The organism is Acinetobacter sp. LipI_23 (genome assembly GCF_058243045.1).
In genome coordinates this window covers 2152392-2171472 of sequence record NZ_JBZAYJ010000001.1, presented here as the reverse complement: position 1 = coordinate 2171472, position 19081 = coordinate 2152392, and the positions used below count along the sequence as shown (strand labels likewise).

Genomic DNA, 19081 nt, shown 5'->3' with positions numbered 1-19081 from the left:
GTTTATAATTTATATAAGCTTAAATTAATCGATTGTTTTTTAATCTAAGTTTTGGCTCATTTTACAATGGCTAAGGCAAATCCATCATGTCCTTTGCTACCGACCGTTTGAAGTGCGGTGCATGACAAAATTTTTGGATGGTTTTGCATCGCTTTGAACATATCTCGAATCCCTTCAATACTTGGTTTATGATTTTCAGGATTGATAATATCGCCTGCACGAATCACGTTATCGAGGAAAATCAAAGTACCTGAATGCGATAGGTTGAGGCTTAATTCCAAATACTCTGGGTAGCTTTGTTTATCGGCATCAATAAAAATAAAGTCGAAAGGTTCAATGTCTGTAGGCAGTGATTTAAGGATATTTGCTGCACGTCCACATTTGAGTTCAACGGTTTGTTTGAGCTGAGCTTTGTCGATATTTTCTTGACCCATCGCGGCATGCGTATCACGCCCTTCAATCGTTAAAATATAGCCGTCTTCAGGTAAAGCGCGCGCTAACCACATGGTGCTATAGGCAGCAAAAGTGCCAAGCTCTAGCACACGCTTACATTGATTCATTTGAATCAGCATTTGTAAAAGCATGCCTTGGTTCGGTGCAACAGCTAAGTGATCTGGAAAACCATGCTTCTCTGTATTTTCTAAAGTTTGCAGTAGAATGGAGTCTTCAGGAATTAAATGTGCATCGATATAGTTATCAATCTCTGTCCACATTTGTTGCATAGCATGTTCACCTTGGTTGCGATGTGGAGCATTTTAAACTTTTATTTTCAGAGTGCAATTTTTCCGACCATATTTGTTGAAATCAATGCTCAAAAAAAGAGGTCATATTGACCTCTTTTAATTTTTAAAAACTAGTAACTACACATCGAAGAATTGCGACTGAGGTCTGGGCCCCATGTACGATATCCTTGGGTATCAATGTGAATCTGACCAGAAGCATATAAACCTAAGCCCATGTTCAAGCTCTGACCATGTTGGGTCCAAAATTGGCATAGACGATATTTTGTATTTTCAATATAAGCATAATCTTCAGGTTGTGGGTTTTCAGACCCAATTCGAAAATCGATGGCAGAATTGAATAAGTGGCGTGACGAGTTTGCACCGCCAGCACATTGGTTTAAAGGCAGATCTCGATAAACTGAAGTGACTTCAAAATCGGTCAGTACTTTGGCTGCAACTAAGTATTTAAAAACTTTTAAGGTCGCAATTTGGTTTTTCCAAAGTTCACGATTTGGAATCATGTACTGTGAACGACCACATTTTTGCCAGTCACGTGCTGTTCTGAGCAACTCAAAGCTTGGGATGATATTTCCCACACCATTGCGTTCAAGAAAAACTTCATACTCGCGTACGCGTGCTAGCGTGTCACCGACAGACATCCAAGCATTGTAGGTATAAGGAATAATTTTAGGTGGAGCAGGGCGGTCAAAACTAATTTTCTCTTGCGGGATAAAAATACGTTTTCCATCAGGAGTTGTGATGGTCTGTCCTTTGTGGGATGAAGTCGTACAGCCAATCATCACCAAGGGGATTATGCTAACCGCAAATAATCCCTTTAAAAATTTCTTCATTATAGAAATCAAATATTTAAAAAATACGCTTATTATTTTAATCCAAATTTGTGAGGAAAAATTGGAAATATTGCAATCAAATGTGTGTTTTAGGTATAAAAAAAGATCAGCTTATGCTGATCTTTTTCTGGCTTACTTTTCTAAGAATTGTAACTTATCTGTTTTACCGTTCCATTCTTCACGGTCAGCAGGTTGGTCACCAATCTGGGTAATGTTCGGCCAAGTTTGTGATAATTCAGCATTTAGTTCAATAAATACTTCTTGACCTTCTGGCAGTTCATCTTCAGAGAAAATTGCATTTGCTGGACATTCAGGTTCACACAGTGCGCAATCGATACATTCATCTGGATTGATCACTAGAAAGTTTGGACCTTCATAGAAACAGTCTACTGGACAAACTTCTACGCAGTCTTGATATTTACATTTAATACAATTTTCAGTGACAACAAAGGTCATGGCGAAGGCTACCTAAAAATATGGTTCTAATAACTAATGTGTATTTTAGGCAAAAACAGCACCAACTAACAATTGCTTTTATTGATATTTGTTATATGCACGGCTGTTAAATTTGATAAAAACTGAACATTCTGCTGAAAACTGCTTTTGACAATAAAAAAGACCGTCATTTTGACGGTCTAGATGGGTTACAAAAATAGAAAACTACTATGAATGTAACTGATCTTTTAATGCATAAAGCTGCTGTAAAGCTTCACGTGGGCTTAAGTTATCAACATCAATGCTTTTGAGTAGTTCAAGTGCGGCAGAAGGTTTCTCAATTTCGACTACACGTTCAATGATTTCAAGTTCAGGCGTTTCTATTGCAGCAAACAAATCATTTTGAACGACTTTAGGTTTTTGCAGTTGTTGCTTCTCTAAAATTTTCAGACGATTTTGTGCTTCTTTGATCACACTGGCAGGAATACCTGCTAATTTTGCTACTTGTAAGCCGTGACTTTGACTCGCTGGCCCATGTTGGACTTTATGTAACAAAATGAGGTTGCCATTGAGTTCTTTTGCAGTGACATGGTAGTTATCAATAGCAGTTTCTTTCGCCAGCTCGGTCAGTTCAAAGTAGTGTGTGGCAAATAAACATAAGCATTTAATACGTTTAGTTAAGTCAAGTACGCAAGCCCATGCCAAAGATAAACCATCATAGGTACTGGTGCCACGACCAACTTCATCCATCAAAACCAGTGACTGATTGGTTGCATGATGTAGGATTTGCGAGGTCTCAGTCATTTCCACCATAAAGGTCGATTTGCCTGTAGATAGGTCGTCCGCAGAACCAATGCGGGTAAAGATTCGATCAATAGGACCTAATACTGCCGATTGGGCTGGTACATATGAGCCACAATAGGCCAATAGGCTAATTAAAGCCGTTTGACGCATAAAGGTTGATTTACCCCCCATGTTAGGACCGGTAATAATGGCCATGCGGTGGTTAAAATCAAGTGTCGTGTCATTCGGTGTAAATGTGGCTTTGTTCAAAGCCTCAACCACTGGATGACGTCCCGCAATAATTTTAACCCCAATTTCTGGGCTATACTCAGGACGTGACCAATTGCGTAAGCGAGCCTGATGTGCAAAGTTGGCTAAGAGGTCGATTTGCGCAATAGCGCTACTCATCATTTGTAAATGACCAATGTCGGCGCGCAGTTCATCTAAGAGCATTTCGAACAGCATTTTTTCGCGAGCTAATGCACGGGACTCACTCGAAAGTACTTTGTCTTCAAAGGTTTTCAGCTCAGGCGTGATATAACGCTCCGCATTTTTCAAGGTTTGACGACGAATGTAGTGATCAGGTGCTTGCTCGGCTTGTGCACGGGTCAGTTCAATGTAGTACCCACTGACACGGTTATAGCCAATTTTTAAAGTCGAAATTCCAGTATTTTGACGTTCTTGAATTTCAAGGTCGATCAAGTACTGTCCTGCATGATCGCGGATTTTACGCAGTTCATCCAGTTCATGATCGAAGCCTTCGGCTATTACATTTCCATCCCGTAAAAGCACAGGTGGATGTTCAACGATGGCGGACATTAAACGTTGATGTAAGCCATGGAAATCACCCAATTCCTCATTCAATTGGCTAATGAGTGCAGACTGTTTGCTTTGGATCACGGGTTGAATGGCATGACGTAAATAAGGGACTTGCGCACAGGCCTGGCGCAGTTGCACTAAGTCACGCGGACGGGCGCTACCTAAAGCCACCCGACTGAGGACACGTTCGATGTCTCCAATCTCTTTTAATACTAAACGGACTGGTGATTCATGGTAACCATCCACAAGACTCTTGGTAGCATCTAAACGTGCGTCTAAGAGCTTGGTATCACGTAACGGTTGCATCAGTGTACGACTAAGTAAACGTCCACCCATTGCAGTTTGACAGTCATTGATGAGTTGAAATAATGACGTGCCATGTTCAAACAGAGGCTCAACCAGCTCTAAGTTTCTACGTGTCACAGGATCAAGCGCAATGAAATCACTGCTTTGTTCAAGCTGAATAGAGCGAATATGTGGTAAGGCTGTTTTTTGCGTTTCTTTGGCATAATGAATCAGGGATGCCGCTGCTGCTTTAGCAAGCGGCAAATGGTCAATACCGAAACCAGCTAAAGTCGATACTGCAAACTGATCGCATAAGGTTTTTTGTGCGTTGTTTAGGTTAAAGTCGACATTCGGACGGCGTGTTACAGGGCAGTCGAGCAGTTTTTTAATGTGTTCAATAATGTTGGGGTCGACAATATTTTCATCGACCAAAATTTCACTTGGCATGAGGCGAGACAGTTCAATACCGAGTTGCTCAAGCTGAAACTCTTGTTGCTGAACTTTGAATAAACCTGCACTTAAATCTAACAATGCAATACCAATTTCATTTTGTTGTACGCAAAGCGCCACAAGGTTTGAACTTTGATGTGCAGTCAATAAGGCATCGTCAGTCAGCGTACCTGGTGTAATAATCCGGACAACGCCACGTTCAACAGGGGCCTTACCTGTAACTTCACCAATTTGCTCACAGATGACGACGGTTTCTCCTTTTTTCACCAAGCGAGCAAGGTAGCCTTCAGCTGCATGGTAAGGAACACCTGCCATAGGGATGGGTTCACCATTGGCTTTGCCACGATGGGTCAGGGTAATCCCGAGAAGTTTAGCAGCCTTGTGTGCATCTTCAAAAAATAGTTCGTAGAAGTCACCCATACGATAGAACATCAAAGAGTGCGGATGTTGCATTTTGACGCCCATGTACTGTTGCATCATGGGAGTGAGGGTGGACAAATCAGTGATGATTCCCGAATTGCTCATGTAGGTGAAATCCTTAAATCTTTGAAAATGCACAATATAAAAATAGACCGAGCGACACCGCTTACGGTGTGTATTTATGCGCTATGAACAGCTATTGTATGAATGGCAATATCTTAGCAAAATTGAAAACGACTAAACAATAAATCATCTATAAAGCGAACAGTTGTTAAACAGCCAAGTGATTATTGCTGTAGGCGTTAGGTGTAAAGCAGAAATAAAAAAGCCTAAACATCTGTTTAGGCTTTTTAAGATTTAAGGCTTATACAGACCGAGTTCAGTCAGGTGCAACCGCAGGATACGACGTAACTCAAGAACGGCTTCAGGCGTTTCTTGAATAGAATGTCCACCTTTAATAATCTTCTCAGACAATGCACCATCTAGATGGGCACTCGTATAAGGCACGACATCGTCTGTAATGATATTGAGGTCATCACTTTTGGTCGCATTCCCCATGATGCTGTGGAATTTCATGCCTTTGTATGGAACGACGTTTTTAGTTAACCGAGTAAAATTAGAGTTTTTGCTGAGATCACTTGGTCCATTTTGAATGAGTCCATTATCGACATCTTTAATGAAGGCTTGTAGGTCAGGGTCACTACTTTGTATAACATCGGTCAGTGCCCCCAAAAATGCACCTGGTAGACGAATGACTTTACGTGCCGCAAGGGTAAACCAGCGGTCAGCAAACTCTGTCCCACGATGTGGTGCTGCCAAGAAAATGGCCCGACTAAAGTTTGGAATCGGTTGAATGTCGAGGCGTGATTTAAAAAGAGGGTCATTTTTAAATTGTTGCGCACGTCGATTGGGTAGCAGTTTCATTGCCGCAGGGGTTAAGTCAGCATCGCTTACCAAAAGCCGCGCAATAATACCGCCCATACTATGACCCACTAGCACGGCATCCTTTTTGGCAGGCGCTTTGCTATCGACCAAATTAAAACTTTGTTGAATGATTGCATAGATTTGGAAACGACTTTCCAAAATTGGCATATTGGTCGAGTAGAACACTTGCCAGACTTGATAGTGTTCACGTAGCACGGGGTCGCCCATGACATCATTCGTCAAACGAATCCATGCCTCTGGACTACTGGCTAGTCCGTGAACGAGCACCACCACTTTTTTATTTGGGTTGTACGGCTCAAGCATGTATAGGTGCGGCATAGTGAGGCGTGCATCACGATCAATCAGTGATAAATACGCGGCTTTACCTAAATTGTTTTGTGCCAACCATAAGCCATAAGGTGCAGAAAAGTTTGCAGCAAGAGGGTAACTTTTACCTGCAATTTTCGCAGATTCAAACTTATAGGGATCATAAGCTGAGATTTCAAACTCAGGGTTGTTTAAGATCTCATCGATACTGGATGCAGAGCGTGGCTGTGCGGTAATAGTTGCCGCTAAATAACGGGCATTGTGAATGTTGGGATTACGACCGTTGGTGTACTGATAATGCAGTGGATCGACAATATATTTGGCTTTTTCAGGTGAGGTATCGTTGTGCTCGGGTGGGAGGACAATCAGAAACTCTGAACCAAAACCATCGCGACGTGTGATAGAGCGCAGGCCTGAGAAGTTCATATTGTAAGTTGACATTAGTTGTTCAACTTGACGGTTTTTTAAAAGTGGGTAGTTGTCATAATTAATACGGTAAATACTTTGCCCCACTTTTATTTGATTACCGACTTCTGCTGGTCCATGGCGTAGGCCATAACTATTTACAAGTTTAGCGATAGCTTGGTTATAAAAGTCACGGAGTTGGACTTGTCGGTTATCAAAAATACGGTCTTGCGGGCCACGTTTGGTGTTAAACATGTAGGCATAACTATAGCGAATGCTTTTATCAAGCATGCCAAGTTGTTGATCTAGGCAGTTTTGGTAGTTTTGTTTTTGTAGCGCCTGTTTTTCTTCAGAGTGTGTCTTGGCTAAAATACTCACTTTACAGGCTGATGATTTTTCTAAGGAAAGTGCTTTAGCGAGATAGAGTTCGCTGGCAGTAGAGAGGAGCTGTTCATCTTGAATTTGTGGAATTTGTTTGAGTTCGCTGACACATTCTTCAGGTTGCTCTGAACAGATTTTGGCTTCTCGACCTGTCATAGACAGCACGTTTAGACTCGCTTCACTGAGCTTATCCCGCGTTAAAATACTCTCACGCTCATTGGTAATCGTGACGTTCAGTGATTGATTTTTCACACTGACCACTTGGCAACCACTCAAAAGCGAAACGAGAGTGGTCATCATCAAGGTGCTACGGATGTATTTAGGCATAAAAAGCGTCGACTACCGTTTATTCTTTTGAATTTTTTAAATCATACGATAATTCTCGGATTTATCAATTCGCCTAAAATAAAAATAGACCGAAAATTCGGTCTATTTTTATTTACATCATAAGCGATGGAATTATTTTGCAGTATTTAGAACTTGCCAAACATTCCAGCGACCTTGTTTTTCAATTTCATTAATCAAGCGATCCGCAACTTCAGCTTCTTGCGGATATTTTAGCTTGTAGTTTTTCAAGGTTTGCACCGCATTTTTCTTTTGTTCCATAGCGATGTAGTTATTTGCTGTCGCTAAATAAGCTTCTTGAACACCAGATTTCATTGCTTTATCGAGGTATGGCATCGCTTCGCGTTGGCCACCACCTTCAGACAAAGCAAAACCGAACCAGAAGTTTGCTTCAGGGTCTTCTTGGTTAATTTTTAAAATACGCTGTGCATAAGCCAAAGATTTGGTGGTATAGACTGAACCGAGGTCTAAATTACGTGCCATAACGCTAGCTTTGAACGCACGAACCAGTACATCAAATGAGGCATTGTCTTTCGACGCTAACGTATCGAGCTGTTGTGTCACTTCTTTCAGTTTTAACTCAAAACCTTTACGCTCTTGGCGTTCTGTAAAGCGTGGTGGGTAGTGACGGGCTTTGCCTTCAACCAACTGTAAGAAGTCATCAATTTCAGTAATGTCGACTTCATTGTCGCCCGCCAGTACGGCAAACTTCAACTGACGGTCTTTGCTGTTTACGGTCGGAATAATCAGCTTATTGGTGTCTAAAACCAGTTTTTTAGATGGGTCGTCAGAGCGAGTCACTTCCATTTTGGTTACGGGTTGAGCCGCTGCTTTTTTTAAGTTAATTTCAAATGGAGGTGGCGCATCATAATTAAATGGATTGAGTGCATAAAATGGTGCTGTTAATTCAGGCTCTGTAAAAACGATGGTATCGCTATTGTTCTTCGTTGGGTTTGAGCTACACGCTGTTAAAAACGAGACAGCAAGAACAGCAACCGCTAAGGGTTTAAGCATCATAAGGTTCATCCATTCATTATTTTAAGAAGTGGTATAAAAGGCATGTCCGTCAGTCTAAAAAAACTCTGATGAACATGCAAGGTTTGCTATAGGCAGGGTTTCAAAAACTAACACTTTTCATGTTTAGTCATTGGATGGCAGGCTTTGAGCTTCACATTCGCGGCGTACATCTTCCAAAATTTTCAATTCTTCAGCACTAAAGGGTTGTTCATTTTGTTGTTGCTTTTTAAAGGTTGGATCAAGCAAAGACAAACGTTGGCATAGGGTATTCATCCGTTTCTCATTCAGCTGAATGCGGTCAAGTAGAACACGCATACCTTCAAGAATTGGATCAGACTGATCTTGCGTTGCAGCATAAGGTTGGAAACCAATACTTTCTGCATAATCGCGACGACGTGTTTCTGCTTCATCTTTCGGTTTATCTTTAGAAATAAAGCGCGCAGGATTACCCACTGCGGTGGTGTCAGCTGGAACAGCTTTGGTGACGACTGCATTTGAGCCGACTTTCGCATTTTTACCGACAGTAAAAGGGCCTAAAATTTTAGCACCAGCACCAACCACCACGCCGTCTTCTAAGGTCGGGTGACGTTTGCCTTTATTCCATGTAGTTCCACCTAAAGTGACACCGTGATATAGGGTCACATCGTCACCAATTTCAGCGGTTTCACCAATCACGACGCCCATGCCATGGTCAATAAAAAAACGACGACCAATTTTAGCACCCGGGTGAATTTCAATACCTGTTGCAAAACGGCTAAAAGAAGACAATAAACGTGCTGAGCCTTTACATTCTTTTTTCCATAACTCATGCGCCATACGGTGCATGATCAAGGCATGAATGCCTGGATATGTGGTTAGAACTTCTAAAGTGTTTCGTGCCGCAGGATCGCGCGCGAATACAGCTTGTATATCTTCTTTGAGCTGTTTAAGCATTTGATTGATCCTCTGTTTGATCCGTATTTGACTTTTTCCATGTGCCGTTATTTAAAGCTTGTACACGACTAAAAATACCACGAAGTAAATGATATTCCATACGATCTAATTGTATACGTCCAAAAAGACGACGCAAGCGTAAAGGCAGTAAGCGAGGATTTTTTGGATCTAAAAATTCAATCTCAGCCAACATTTTTTCAATGTGCGGGTAGAACTGTTCCATTTGCTCATGTGTGACCAAAGGCTCATCCCACTGCATAGACTCTGTATCTGTTACAGGCATGGTTGCAGCTTCATCTTTACCGCTTTCCACAGCAGCAAGAGTTGCCATACGCATTTCATAACAAATCACTTGAATGGCTTGAGCCACATTTAGTACACCATAGTCTGTATTTACAGGAATGGTGACATGATAGTTAGCCATGGCCAGTTCTTCGTTGGTCAGTCCGCGGTCTTCACGGCCAAATACAACAGCAACCTCTTGCTGATCATTGACCACTGCTGAAATTGATTTTTCAGCCGCGGGACGTGCGTCTAGCAAAGGCCAAGGAATGGTACGACTACGTGCACTCGTGCCAAACACTAAATGGCAGTCTTTGATGGCATCGGCAAGGGTTTCAACGATTTCAATCTGCTCGATTAAATCCGTTGCACCTGCAGCCAAAGCATCGATATCGGGATGCGGATAGGTTTTTGGCGCAACCAAAACCAGTTTTGAGAGTCCCATCGTTTTCATGGCACGCAGTGCGCTACCAATGTTCGCAGGGAGTGTAGTATTGACCATGACAATACGCACATGGGAGAGATGCGCTGAAACAGCGGCATTGTCAAATTGGCTCATGATTTTTCCAATGAATCTTTAAAATTTAAATAATTAAGAGAACTGACCGACTTCAGCTTGATATAAGTCCATGGCATCATCCATGCTCATATCCGCAGGTGGCGGTGGTACATCTACAGGTTTGGCTTCTTCATAGCTCACCGCTTTGGCGGCTTTGGATTTGACCTGATATTCCACATGAAGATTTTCTTTACCAAAATAGTCACGGAGTTTAGAAAGTAGTTCATCCTGCGGCGCCACTTTCCAATTAATCCCTAAGTGTAATTCAGCCGTGGCATACGGGTAGTCCAACAGCAATTGCAGCGGGATGTGGTTACACATATCGACATTACAAAAGGGTGCAAGAATATTTTTTAAATCTTGGCTTAGTGTTTTTGTGCTATGTGTTGGGTCGAGACGAATTTGAATACAGTTGGCCCGTTTTTGACGAATTTCATTCAGCGTAAATGCTTTGGTTAAGCGCCCCATTGGGCGGTCAAAACCTTCACGCTCGTAAATTTCACCCTCAATCACCACCACTTTTTCATTTTGAATGATGTCTTTAAAACGCATAAAGCGTTCATGATTCGCAGAGACTTCAATCCGTGAGGTACCATCATCTAAGGTCACCATCATTCGGTTCGGGAAGTTGGCTACATCAACCACAAGACCAGCAAAAACCGTAGTAACACCGCGACGGGTTGGGGTAAGTTCATTAATTTTGTTCGGAATAAACGCTTTCAACTCAGTGCGATAGACATCGATCGGGTGACCGGTTAAATACAACCCTAGGGTGTCTTTTTCACCTTTGAGACGGACTTCATCTGACCATGGCTTAACAGGTTTGGCAGGTTTACGTTGTAATTCTTCAACCTCCCCAAACAAGTCCATAATGCCTGTTTCACGGTTTGAGCGAGCTTGATCCGCTGCTTGTACCGCTTCAGGTAGCTGCGCCATTAGACTTGAGCGCTCAATGCCGAGGCAGTCTAAAGCACCTGAGCGAATCAATGCTTCTAAAGTCCGTTTATTGATTTTTTTCAGATCAATTCGATGGCAGAAATCAAACAAGTCACGATAAGGCCCATCTTGAATACGCGAGTCAATAACCGACTGCATCGCCGCTTCACCGACGCCTTTAATTGCACCGAGCCCATAGACGATCGTTTTGTCGTCCGAAGCATGGAATTGATAGATAGACATATTGACCGAAGGCGGCAATACCTCTATATCATTGTGGCGACAGTCATCAATCAAGAACACCACGTTATCGGTGTTTTGCATTTCCGATGACATCACCGCTGCTAAGAATTCAGCTGGATAATGCGCTTTGAGCCATGCCGTTTGATAGGCCACTAAGGCATAAGCTGCGGCATGCGATTTGTTAAAGCCATAACCTGCGAACTTTTCCATATAGTCAAAGATATGGTTGGCAGTGGCTTCATCAATGTCTTTTTTGGCTGCACCTTCCGTGAAAATTTGGCGCTGTTTGACCATTTCTTCGGGCTTTTTCTTACCCATCGCACGACGTAGTAAGTCCGCACCACCCAAGCTATAGCCCGCACAATACTGTGCTGCCTGCATTACCTGTTCTTGGTAAACCATAATGCCGTAAGTCGGTTCAAGTACACCTTCAAGTAGGGGATGGAGATATTCAAACTCGCCACCATGCATACGGTGGATAAAGTCAGGAATCAGGTCCATCGGACCCGGGCGGTAAAGGGATACGAAGGCGATAATTTCTTCAAATTTGCTTGGACGTGCTTCCTTGAGCATTTTTTTCATGCCCACGGATTCAAACTGGAAGACCGCTGTGGTGTTAGCATTGGCAAAGATGAGATATGCATCTTTGTCATCAAGCGGAATGAAAGCAATGTCTAAAGGCACATCTAGCTGAATGCGCTTATTGATATTCTTCACGGCATCTTCAATGACCGTTAAGTTACGCAGACCCAAGAAGTCGAACTTCACTAGACCTGCAGATTCAACATCGTCTTTATCGTACTGCGCAACACGGCCTGTACCATCTGCGTCACATAGGACGGCAGAAAAGTCGGTAATTTTAGTCGGGGAAATGACTACGCCACCTGCGTGTTTACCTGTGTTACGGGTAATGCCTTCGAGTTTTAATGCCATTTCCCAAATTTCAGCGGCATCGTCATTGTCTGGGTTGGATGGGTTAGTAACAATATCTTTAAGTTGTGGCTCTGCTTCAATCGACTCTTCGAGGCTTAAACCTAAAGGTTTAGTCGGAATCATTTTTGAGATTCGGTCTGCCAAACCATAGGATTTACCCAAGACACGCGCCACATCACGAATGGCACCTTTGGCTGCCATGGTGCCGAAGGTGGCAATTTGTGATACTGCATCGCGTCCGTATGTACGCGCCACATAGTCAATCACACGATCACGACCAGCAATACAGAAATCGACGTCGAAATCGGGCATTGAAACACGTTCTGGGTTTAAGAAGCGTTCGAAAAGTAGCCCGTATGGGAGAGGATCGAGATCCGTAATTTTTAAGCTGTATGCAACAAGTGAACCTGCACCTGAACCACGACCCGGACCAACGGGAACGCCATTACCTTTGGACCATTGGATGAAGTCCATGACAATCAAGAAATAGCCCGGAAAACCCATTTTAAGAATGGTCCCGATTTCATATTCTAAACGATCATCATATTCTTTACGTTTTTGAGGCCAGTATTCATCACGCGTTTCAGGTGGATATAAAAAGTCTAAACGCTCTTCTAAACCTTCTTTGGATAAATGTGCAAAGTAGGTGTCAATGGTATGGCCTTCAGGAATAGGGTAGTCAGGCAGGAAGTATTTACCTAATTGCAGAGTAACGTTACAACGCTTAGCAATTTGATAAGTATTTTCAATTGCAGATGGAATGTCTGCAAATAATTCCGCCATTTGTTGGCCAGATTTAAAATATTGTTCTGGAGAGTAATTTTTTGGTCGGCGGTTATCCCCTAATACATAACCATCGGCAATACAGACCCGAGCTTCGTGTGCTTCAAAGTCGATTTCTTTCATGAAGTGCACATCGTTGTGCGCAACTACACCAATATTGTATTTTTTAGCCAGTTTTATGGCTTCATAATTGAAGTCATCTTCACCGGAGCGTTCTGTTCGACATAGAGCCAAATAAACACGATTGCCAAACTTTGCAATCCATTCTTCGAGTAAAGGTTCAGCTTTTTGCGGATTCGATGTACAAAGCATTTTGCCGACATCAGATCGCATGCCAAGTAGCGCAATCAGGTCATGGTTTTGTTCTAAAATCCAGTCTTTTGCAACGCAAGGAATATCAAGCTGTTGACCTCGGATAAAACCTTCTGAAACCAGTTCGGTTAGATTACGCCAGCCAACATTGCTCATCGCCAATAATGTCACACGATGTTCAGCATCGTTCAAGCGAACTTCTGAACCCATAATCGGTTTGATACCATTATCTAAGCATTTACCATAAAATTTTACAGCAGCATGTAAGTTAGATAAGTCAGTAATGGCAAGGGCTGGCATACCTTCTGCCTTAGCAGCTTTGACTAAATCAGGTATACGTACAATTGATTCTGTGATTGAAAATTCTGTATGAATACCAAGATGTACAAAGTGCATAAGTGAGTCCCTGCAAAAACCGCTGGATAGTTTAACATGCTCTGCCTTCATTCTGAGTGCCATTCAAATGAATTGGCAAAATTTAATAGGTCGCAGTGTTTGGACTGTTTATTTTATTGTCAGTAAGTTCTAAACGACTTAGAAAAGTCAATGTTAGTCGCATTGTTTCTTGGCATAAAAGCCTTTAGCAGGCCACTGCTTGCTGAATGGCAAAGCTGCTTAACCGTCCATTTTTAAAACCAAAGTTGAGATAAGCCGTGTAGGGTGGGGCAAAGTCTTGCGGTTCTTTTAGAAAGGCTTTGATTTCATTGGGCTACAAGAGCAAAACTTGGGCTTCACCTGATGCTACCATACCTTGTGCACTGTATTTAAAGTCTTGTTTAAACTGCTGCAAAGTATAATTCGGTGTGATCTGAATATTTTGCACGCGTATATTTTCACTCATCGCTTGAGTGCTTTTCCAGTCAAGCCAAACACGGCCTTTGGTTTGACCGAGTTGTTTGAAATTCGTTTTGTCTTTATAGAATTTTTCAGTCTGAATCTTTGGATTATCTTCGTTAAAAATCTCAAACTTTAGGCTTTTGGGTTGGGTACTTGTAATACTGTATTCATAGTTGCCTGTACATTCGGCATATAGTTTGCTGGTTTTTCCATTCGGAGGAGCGAGTAATTGACTGACTTGATGTGCTGACACGGGTGCATTGAGTTCAACCTGATTCACTTTCACACTGGTGACGTAGTTATAGGGATTTGAAGCTGCATGACTGAGCATCGGCAAAAGACTTAGACTGATCAATAGAGTTGTTATTTTCATCGTTATAGCTTTTAAAAGTTTTGTTTGCCGCATGATATAAAACTTAGACCTGAAAAAAAGCTCCCAATATTGAGAGCTTAATTTTGTTAGCGCAGTTTAGATAGCCAATCGCCAACGGATTGTACAATTTGCACCATGATTAACAGCACAATCACCGTGAGGATCACGACACTGGTATCAAAACGTTGATAACCATAAGAAATAGCAAGGTCACCAATACCACCTGCACCCACTGCACCGGCCATCGCGGTTGCACCAATTAAGCTAATCGTGGCTGTGGTTAAGTTTAAAATCAGTGAACTGCGTGCTTCAGGTAAAATAAATTTAAAGATGATTTGTAGTGGAGTTGCACCCATGGCTTGTGCAGATTCGATAATCCCCTCATTCACTTCCAGTAATGAAGTTTCCACCAAACGACCAATGTATGGTCCAACATAAATGGTGAGCGGAACAATCGCTGCCCACGTGCCAATCGATGTGCCGACGATGAGTTTGGTTAAAGGTAAAACCGCAATCAGCAAAATAATAAAGGGCAGAGAGCGCAGGGCATTCACAATTGGGTTCAGGCTGTGATAAATCGCTTTGTTTGGCAAAATACCATCAGGACGTGTGACCAATAAAATGATGGCCTGAATAAAGCCCCAAATACAGCCAAATAGCATTGCAAAAAACACCATATGAAATGTTTCTTGCAAAGCAGTAATAAACTGGTCAATTGATAAAGAGCTTTTCCAAAAAGGCGCTGTGATTTGAGTTAACCACTGGACAATTAAATCTCTCATGCCAGCTCTCCTGATTGTTCAACAGCCACACCATGTTGTTTTAAAAACTCAACCGCTTCAGCAATCAGGCTTTCATTACCCAAGAGCTGAACAAACATTTGTCCAATCACATTGCCATCAATTTCAATCATGTTGGCAAACAGGATATTGAGACTAATATCAAACTGTTTAATTAAGTTTTGAATTACTGTTTCGTGTGCAGAGTTACCCAGGAACTGTAAGCGGTAAATACTATGATGATGCTTATGTTCGAGGTTATTCAGAAGTTTAATTGGTAGCTGTTGATGCAAAATCGTTTGAATAAAATTCTGTGTCGTTGCATGTTGCGGACGACTAAATAAGTCCACCGTTTTTCCAGTTTCAACTACTTTGCCAAGTTCCATCACGGCCACATGTGAGCAGATGCTTTGAATCACATCCATTTCATGTGTCACCATGACGATGGTAATGCCTTGCTCTTGATTGATTTTTTTGAGCAAGTCTAAAACAGACTTGGTGGTTTGTGGGTCTAGTGCAGAAGTCGCTTCGTCACAAAGTAATATTTTAGGATGGTTGGCAAGCGCACGTGCAATACCGACACGTTGTTTTTGACCACCCGAAAGTTCGTCTGGATAAGCTTCTTTTTTGTGTTTGAGATCAATAAACTCAAGTAGCTCATTCAAACGTTTTTCACGTTCAGCTTTGCTATAACCTAAAAGTTTCATGGGCATTTCAATATTGGCTGCAACGGTTTTGGTTTGCAGTAAGTTGAAATGCTGGAAAATCATGCCAATATTTGCACGTTCTTGACGTAATGCTTTTGCATCTAATGCAGTAAAGTCTTTCTGATTGATAATTACTTGTCCTTCGGTTGGACGTTCAAGTAAATTGATCAAACGAATGAGGGTACTTTTACCTGCACCACTATAGCCAATAACGCCAAAAATACTGCCTTCTGGAATGTCCAAATTGATTTGGTCCAGTGCAGGAATGGTTTGGCCCTTCAACTGATAGTGCTTTGAAATGTTTTTAAATTGAATCATATCGTCAAAAACTACACAAAAATGAAAAAACAGGCAAAGAGACTTTGCCTGTTTCGTTGATTTGATTATATTACTATTTAGCTTGAGTAAGGTAGCTTACTGGCTTGTTCACATCAATTTTTGTGCCGCCAAAATGTTCTTGAACATATTTGCCTACTGCAGCGACATGGTAAAGTTCACCGACTTTTTTCAGTACAGGGTCATTTTGACGCGCTTCAGCCACAGCAAGTACGTTTACGTTCATTTTTGTGGTTTGATCGATTGGCTCATAGTAAATCGCATCTTTCAATACGTTTAGACCACCTTCCATTGCAAGGGTATTACCCAAAACAATTGCATCAACTTCGTCTTTCACACGTACAGCCGTTGCCATTTGAATAGGCTTGATGACGAGAGCTTTGTTGTTTTCAACGATGTCTTTCGAAGTGCCCTTCACGAAGTCAAAGTCATTTTTTAACTTCACTAGACCCGCAGATTGTAATAATAACAATGCACGTGATTCGTTCGCACCATCATTTGGAATCGCAATCGTTGCACCATTTTTAAATTCAGCCAGTGTTTTTACTTTGCTTGAATAGATGCCCATTGGTTCTAAGTAGGTCGTTGAAAGAGGGGCAATCTTCGCTGTGTTCGCTTCATTATATGCCACAAGGTAAGCATAAGATTGGAATGCGTTGACATCGACTTCATTGTTTGCAACAGCAGTATTCATTGCGACATAGTCGGTGAAGTTTTTAATGTCTAACTTTAAGCCAGCTGCTTTGGTTTCTGGCAAAGTTGCAATGTGGCGCCAAATATCAGCATCAGAACCAGTTGATGCGATGGTTACTGTTTGTTCAGTTGCCGCTGTATCCGTTTTAACCGCATCTGTTGCAGGGGCTTCAGGTTTGCTGCAACCCGTTAAAGCAACAGATAAACCCAGCGCAATTCCTAGAATTTTTTTCATTTTTTCTTCCCGATTAAGCATCCAAAAGAGGCTTAACTTAGCTGAACAATAGAGAGATCAATTGATTTTAAATCAGGCATTCCTGATTTGTTGCATATGACTGTAATGTGAGTTTTGTAAGCGTGCAATTCGATATCAGTCGAATATGTGCTTTCACTTTGGAAAAGATTAACTTTTTCAACTCACTAGAAACATCTCTGCTCAATCGTTAAATTTTGCACATCATATCAACAAAGTAATATTCGATATAGAGCATAAAAGTTCAATACTTATCTTATTTAAAGATTAGTAATTTGCATTTTGTTTATAATTTTATAATGAAAACAATATATTATTTTTAATTAATCTATTTAAAAATAATAATTTGCATAAATTTTGTGCTTTATAAGATTTTATCTAAACTAAATACAAAAAATAGATATAACGAGTATAAAGTGCAAAAAGTATGTCTCAGAATATAGGATGAATATAGCTATATCTTTAGAAATTAATTTATATTCATACGGATATATTTAAAAAAATTCGCAGCGGTTTGCAATAAAAAAACCCGCATTTAGCGGGTTTTTTAAAGTGTGTTGACTGCATTACTTATGCGTTTTCACGCGCAATGGCACGATAACCAATATCTGTACGGTATTGCATACCCGTAAATGTGACTTGACCACAAACTTCTAAAGCATTGACTTGTGCTTCAAGTACGGTATCACCAAGAGCTGTCACACATAAAACACGACCACCCGCAGTCAAGATGTGACCGTCGGCACTCATTGTTGTGCCCGCATGGAAGATTTTTGTGTTTTCAGGAGATTGACCAAGACCAGAGATGACGTCACCTTGACGAACGGTTTCTGGGTAGCCTTCAGCTGCAAGAACAATACCAATTGATTTGCGTTCATCCCATTCAGCTTCTGCTGGAAGATTACCTGCAATACCAGCTTCAACCAGATCGACCAATGATGATTTTAAACGCATCATAATCGGCTGAGTTTCAGGGTCACCAAAACGACAGTTGAACTCGATCACTTTTGGTTGACCTTTGTCATCAATCATCAAGCCTGCGTATAAGAAACCTGTATAAACGTGACCGTCTTTTTTCATACCTTCAACGGTAGGACGCATCACTTCATTCATGGTTTTTTCAAATACATCTGCAGTCACCACAGGAGCAGGAGAGTAAGCACCCATACCACCCGTGTTTGGACCTTGGTCGCCTTCAAAAATACGCTTATGGTCTTGAGATGTTGCCATTGGTAAGATGTTGTCGCCATCAATCATACAAATGAAAGATGCTTCTTCACCTGCAAGGAACTGTTCAATCACAACACGTGAACCGGCATCACCAAACTTGTTGCCCGCCAACATGTCATCAATCGCATCAAAAGCTTCTTGGTTGGTCATGGCTACAATCACGCCTTTACCCGCAGCAAGACCATCGGCTTTGATCACGATTGGCGCGCCATTTTTTTCAACAAATGCTTTCGCTGCATCGACTTCAGTAAATACATCGTAGAACGCAGTAGGAATGTTGTGGCGTTTTAAGAAGTGCTTAGCAAATGCTTTTGAGCCTTCTAGCTGGGCAGCAAATTGAGTTGGGCCCCAAATTTGAAGCTCTGCCGCGCGGCAAGCATCAACTACACCATTTACAAGCGGTGCTTCTGGACCCACAATAATCAAATCTACTGCATTGTTTTTTGCAAAGTCGATAATTGCAACATTGTCTAAAATGTTGAGTGCAACATTTTCACATTTGTTTTCTGTTGCAGTTCCTGCATTACCTGGTGCAACAAAAACTTTTGCAACTTTTTCATCTTGAGCGATTTTCCATGCCAATGCATGTTCACGACCGCCATTACCCAAAACTAACATGTTCATCTTACTATCCTTTTTTAATCCCTCCCAACCTCCCTTTGAAAAGGGAGGGGCATCACGAATTTAAAGAGTCCTTTAATTCATGACAAGTCCCCCTTTAAAAAGGG

General features: G+C 41.6%; 14 protein-coding genes. All 14 read right to left on the bottom strand.

The features are described from left to right. Positions 1-56: 56 nt before the first annotated feature. Positions 57-722, bottom strand: coding sequence for an O-methyltransferase (locus tag AC4CVD_RS10640; protein WP_490753079.1), 666 nt, complete (start codon positions 720-722; stop codon positions 57-59). A 131-nt stretch (positions 723-853) separates the two neighbouring features. Beyond that, positions 854-1573 carry a D-Ala-D-Ala carboxypeptidase family metallohydrolase gene (locus AC4CVD_RS10635; protein WP_004982106.1) on the bottom strand — a complete coding sequence of 240 codons (720 nt, stop codon included), beginning with the start codon at positions 1571-1573 and terminating at the stop codon, positions 854-856. 132 nt (positions 1574-1705) lie between these two features. Continuing rightward, entirely contained in the window at positions 1706-2029 is a 324-nt protein-coding gene (gene fdxA / locus AC4CVD_RS10630; RefSeq protein WP_490753078.1) for a ferredoxin FdxA, read from the bottom strand. Positions 2030-2236: 207 nt separating this feature from the next. Further along, the gene (gene mutS / locus AC4CVD_RS10625) at positions 2237-4870 is read right to left on the bottom strand and encodes a DNA mismatch repair protein MutS (RefSeq protein WP_490753077.1); all 2634 of its coding nucleotides are present in this window, start codon (positions 4868-4870) and stop codon (positions 2237-2239) included. 252 nt (positions 4871-5122) lie between these two features. Further along, positions 5123-7129, bottom strand: coding sequence for an esterase/lipase family protein (locus AC4CVD_RS10620; RefSeq protein WP_490753076.1), 2007 nt, complete (start codon positions 7127-7129; stop codon positions 5123-5125). A 132-nt stretch (positions 7130-7261) separates the two neighbouring features. Continuing rightward, positions 7262-8164: an ABUW_2363 family tetratricopeptide repeat lipoprotein gene (locus tag AC4CVD_RS10615; protein ID WP_078425893.1), complete on the bottom strand. Its 903-nt coding sequence runs from the start codon at positions 8162-8164 to the stop codon at positions 7262-7264. 123 nt (positions 8165-8287) lie between these two features. Beyond that, complete coding sequence (gene cysE, locus AC4CVD_RS10610; protein WP_004696365.1) at positions 8288-9097, bottom strand: serine O-acetyltransferase; 810 nt, start codon at positions 9095-9097, stop codon at positions 8288-8290. After that, on the bottom strand, positions 9090-9938 hold the full coding sequence (locus AC4CVD_RS10605; protein ID WP_490753075.1) for an RNA methyltransferase: 849 nt from the start codon (positions 9936-9938) through the stop codon (positions 9090-9092). Before AC4CVD_RS10605 ends, cysE begins: the two co-directional genes overlap by 8 nt. 33 nt (positions 9939-9971) lie before the next feature. Beyond that, a complete protein-coding gene (gene dnaE / locus AC4CVD_RS10600; RefSeq protein WP_490753074.1) occupies positions 9972-13541 on the bottom strand; it encodes a DNA polymerase III subunit alpha in 3570 nt (1189 codons plus the stop codon). Between the two features lie 313 nt (positions 13542-13854). Next, the gene (locus AC4CVD_RS10595) at positions 13855-14355 is read right to left on the bottom strand and encodes a hypothetical protein (protein ID WP_228199307.1); all 501 of its coding nucleotides are present in this window, start codon (positions 14353-14355) and stop codon (positions 13855-13857) included. Between the two features lie 86 nt (positions 14356-14441). Next, a complete protein-coding gene (locus AC4CVD_RS10590) occupies positions 14442-15137 on the bottom strand; it encodes a methionine ABC transporter permease (protein ID WP_004696373.1) in 696 nt (231 codons plus the stop codon). After that, positions 15134-16159: a methionine ABC transporter ATP-binding protein gene (locus AC4CVD_RS10585; protein WP_195728083.1), complete on the bottom strand. Its 1026-nt coding sequence runs from the start codon at positions 16157-16159 to the stop codon at positions 15134-15136. Before AC4CVD_RS10585 ends, AC4CVD_RS10590 begins: the two co-directional genes overlap by 4 nt. A gap of 73 nt (positions 16160-16232) precedes the next feature. Continuing rightward, positions 16233-17105: a MetQ/NlpA family ABC transporter substrate-binding protein gene (locus tag AC4CVD_RS10580; protein ID WP_490753073.1), complete on the bottom strand. Its 873-nt coding sequence runs from the start codon at positions 17103-17105 to the stop codon at positions 16233-16235. Positions 17106-17693: 588 nt separating this feature from the next. Beyond that, the gene (purD, locus tag AC4CVD_RS10575) at positions 17694-18977 is read right to left on the bottom strand and encodes a phosphoribosylamine--glycine ligase (RefSeq protein ID WP_490753072.1); all 1284 of its coding nucleotides are present in this window, start codon (positions 18975-18977) and stop codon (positions 17694-17696) included. Positions 18978-19081 lie beyond the last annotated feature (104 nt).

What these genes read in the sequence shown, in the direction of transcription:
- fdxA (WP_490753078.1), bottom strand. Translation starts at nt 2,029, where the DNA reads ATGACCTTTGTTGTCACTGAAAATTGTATTAAATGTAAATATCAAGAC.
- AC4CVD_RS10595 (WP_228199307.1), bottom strand. Translation starts at nt 14,355, where the DNA reads ATGAAAATAACAACTCTATTGATCAGTCTAAGTCTTTTGCCGATGCTC.
- AC4CVD_RS10590 (WP_004696373.1), bottom strand. Translation starts at nt 15,137, where the DNA reads ATGAGAGATTTAATTGTCCAGTGGTTAACTCAAATCACAGCGCCTTTT.
- AC4CVD_RS10640 (WP_490753079.1), bottom strand. Translation starts at nt 722, where the DNA reads ATGCAACAAATGTGGACAGAGATTGATAACTATATCGATGCACATTTA.
- mutS (WP_490753077.1), bottom strand. Translation starts at nt 4,870, where the DNA reads ATGAGCAATTCGGGAATCATCACTGATTTGTCCACCCTCACTCCCATG.
- cysE (WP_004696365.1), bottom strand. Translation starts at nt 9,097, where the DNA reads ATGCTTAAACAGCTCAAAGAAGATATACAAGCTGTATTCGCGCGCGAT.
- AC4CVD_RS10580 (WP_490753073.1), bottom strand. Translation starts at nt 17,105, where the DNA reads ATGAAAAAAATTCTAGGAATTGCGCTGGGTTTATCTGTTGCTTTAACG.
- dnaE (WP_490753074.1), bottom strand. Translation starts at nt 13,541, where the DNA reads ATGCACTTTGTACATCTTGGTATTCATACAGAATTTTCAATCACAGAA.
- AC4CVD_RS10620 (WP_490753076.1), bottom strand. Translation starts at nt 7,129, where the DNA reads ATGCCTAAATACATCCGTAGCACCTTGATGATGACCACTCTCGTTTCG.
- AC4CVD_RS10585 (WP_195728083.1), bottom strand. Translation starts at nt 16,159, where the DNA reads ATGATTCAATTTAAAAACATTTCAAAGCACTATCAGTTGAAGGGCCAA.
- AC4CVD_RS10615 (WP_078425893.1), bottom strand. Translation starts at nt 8,164, where the DNA reads ATGATGCTTAAACCCTTAGCGGTTGCTGTTCTTGCTGTCTCGTTTTTA.
- purD (WP_490753072.1), bottom strand. Translation starts at nt 18,977, where the DNA reads ATGAACATGTTAGTTTTGGGTAATGGCGGTCGTGAACATGCATTGGCA.
- AC4CVD_RS10605 (WP_490753075.1), bottom strand. Translation starts at nt 9,938, where the DNA reads ATGAGCCAATTTGACAATGCCGCTGTTTCAGCGCATCTCTCCCATGTG.
- AC4CVD_RS10635 (WP_004982106.1), bottom strand. Translation starts at nt 1,573, where the DNA reads ATGAAGAAATTTTTAAAGGGATTATTTGCGGTTAGCATAATCCCCTTG.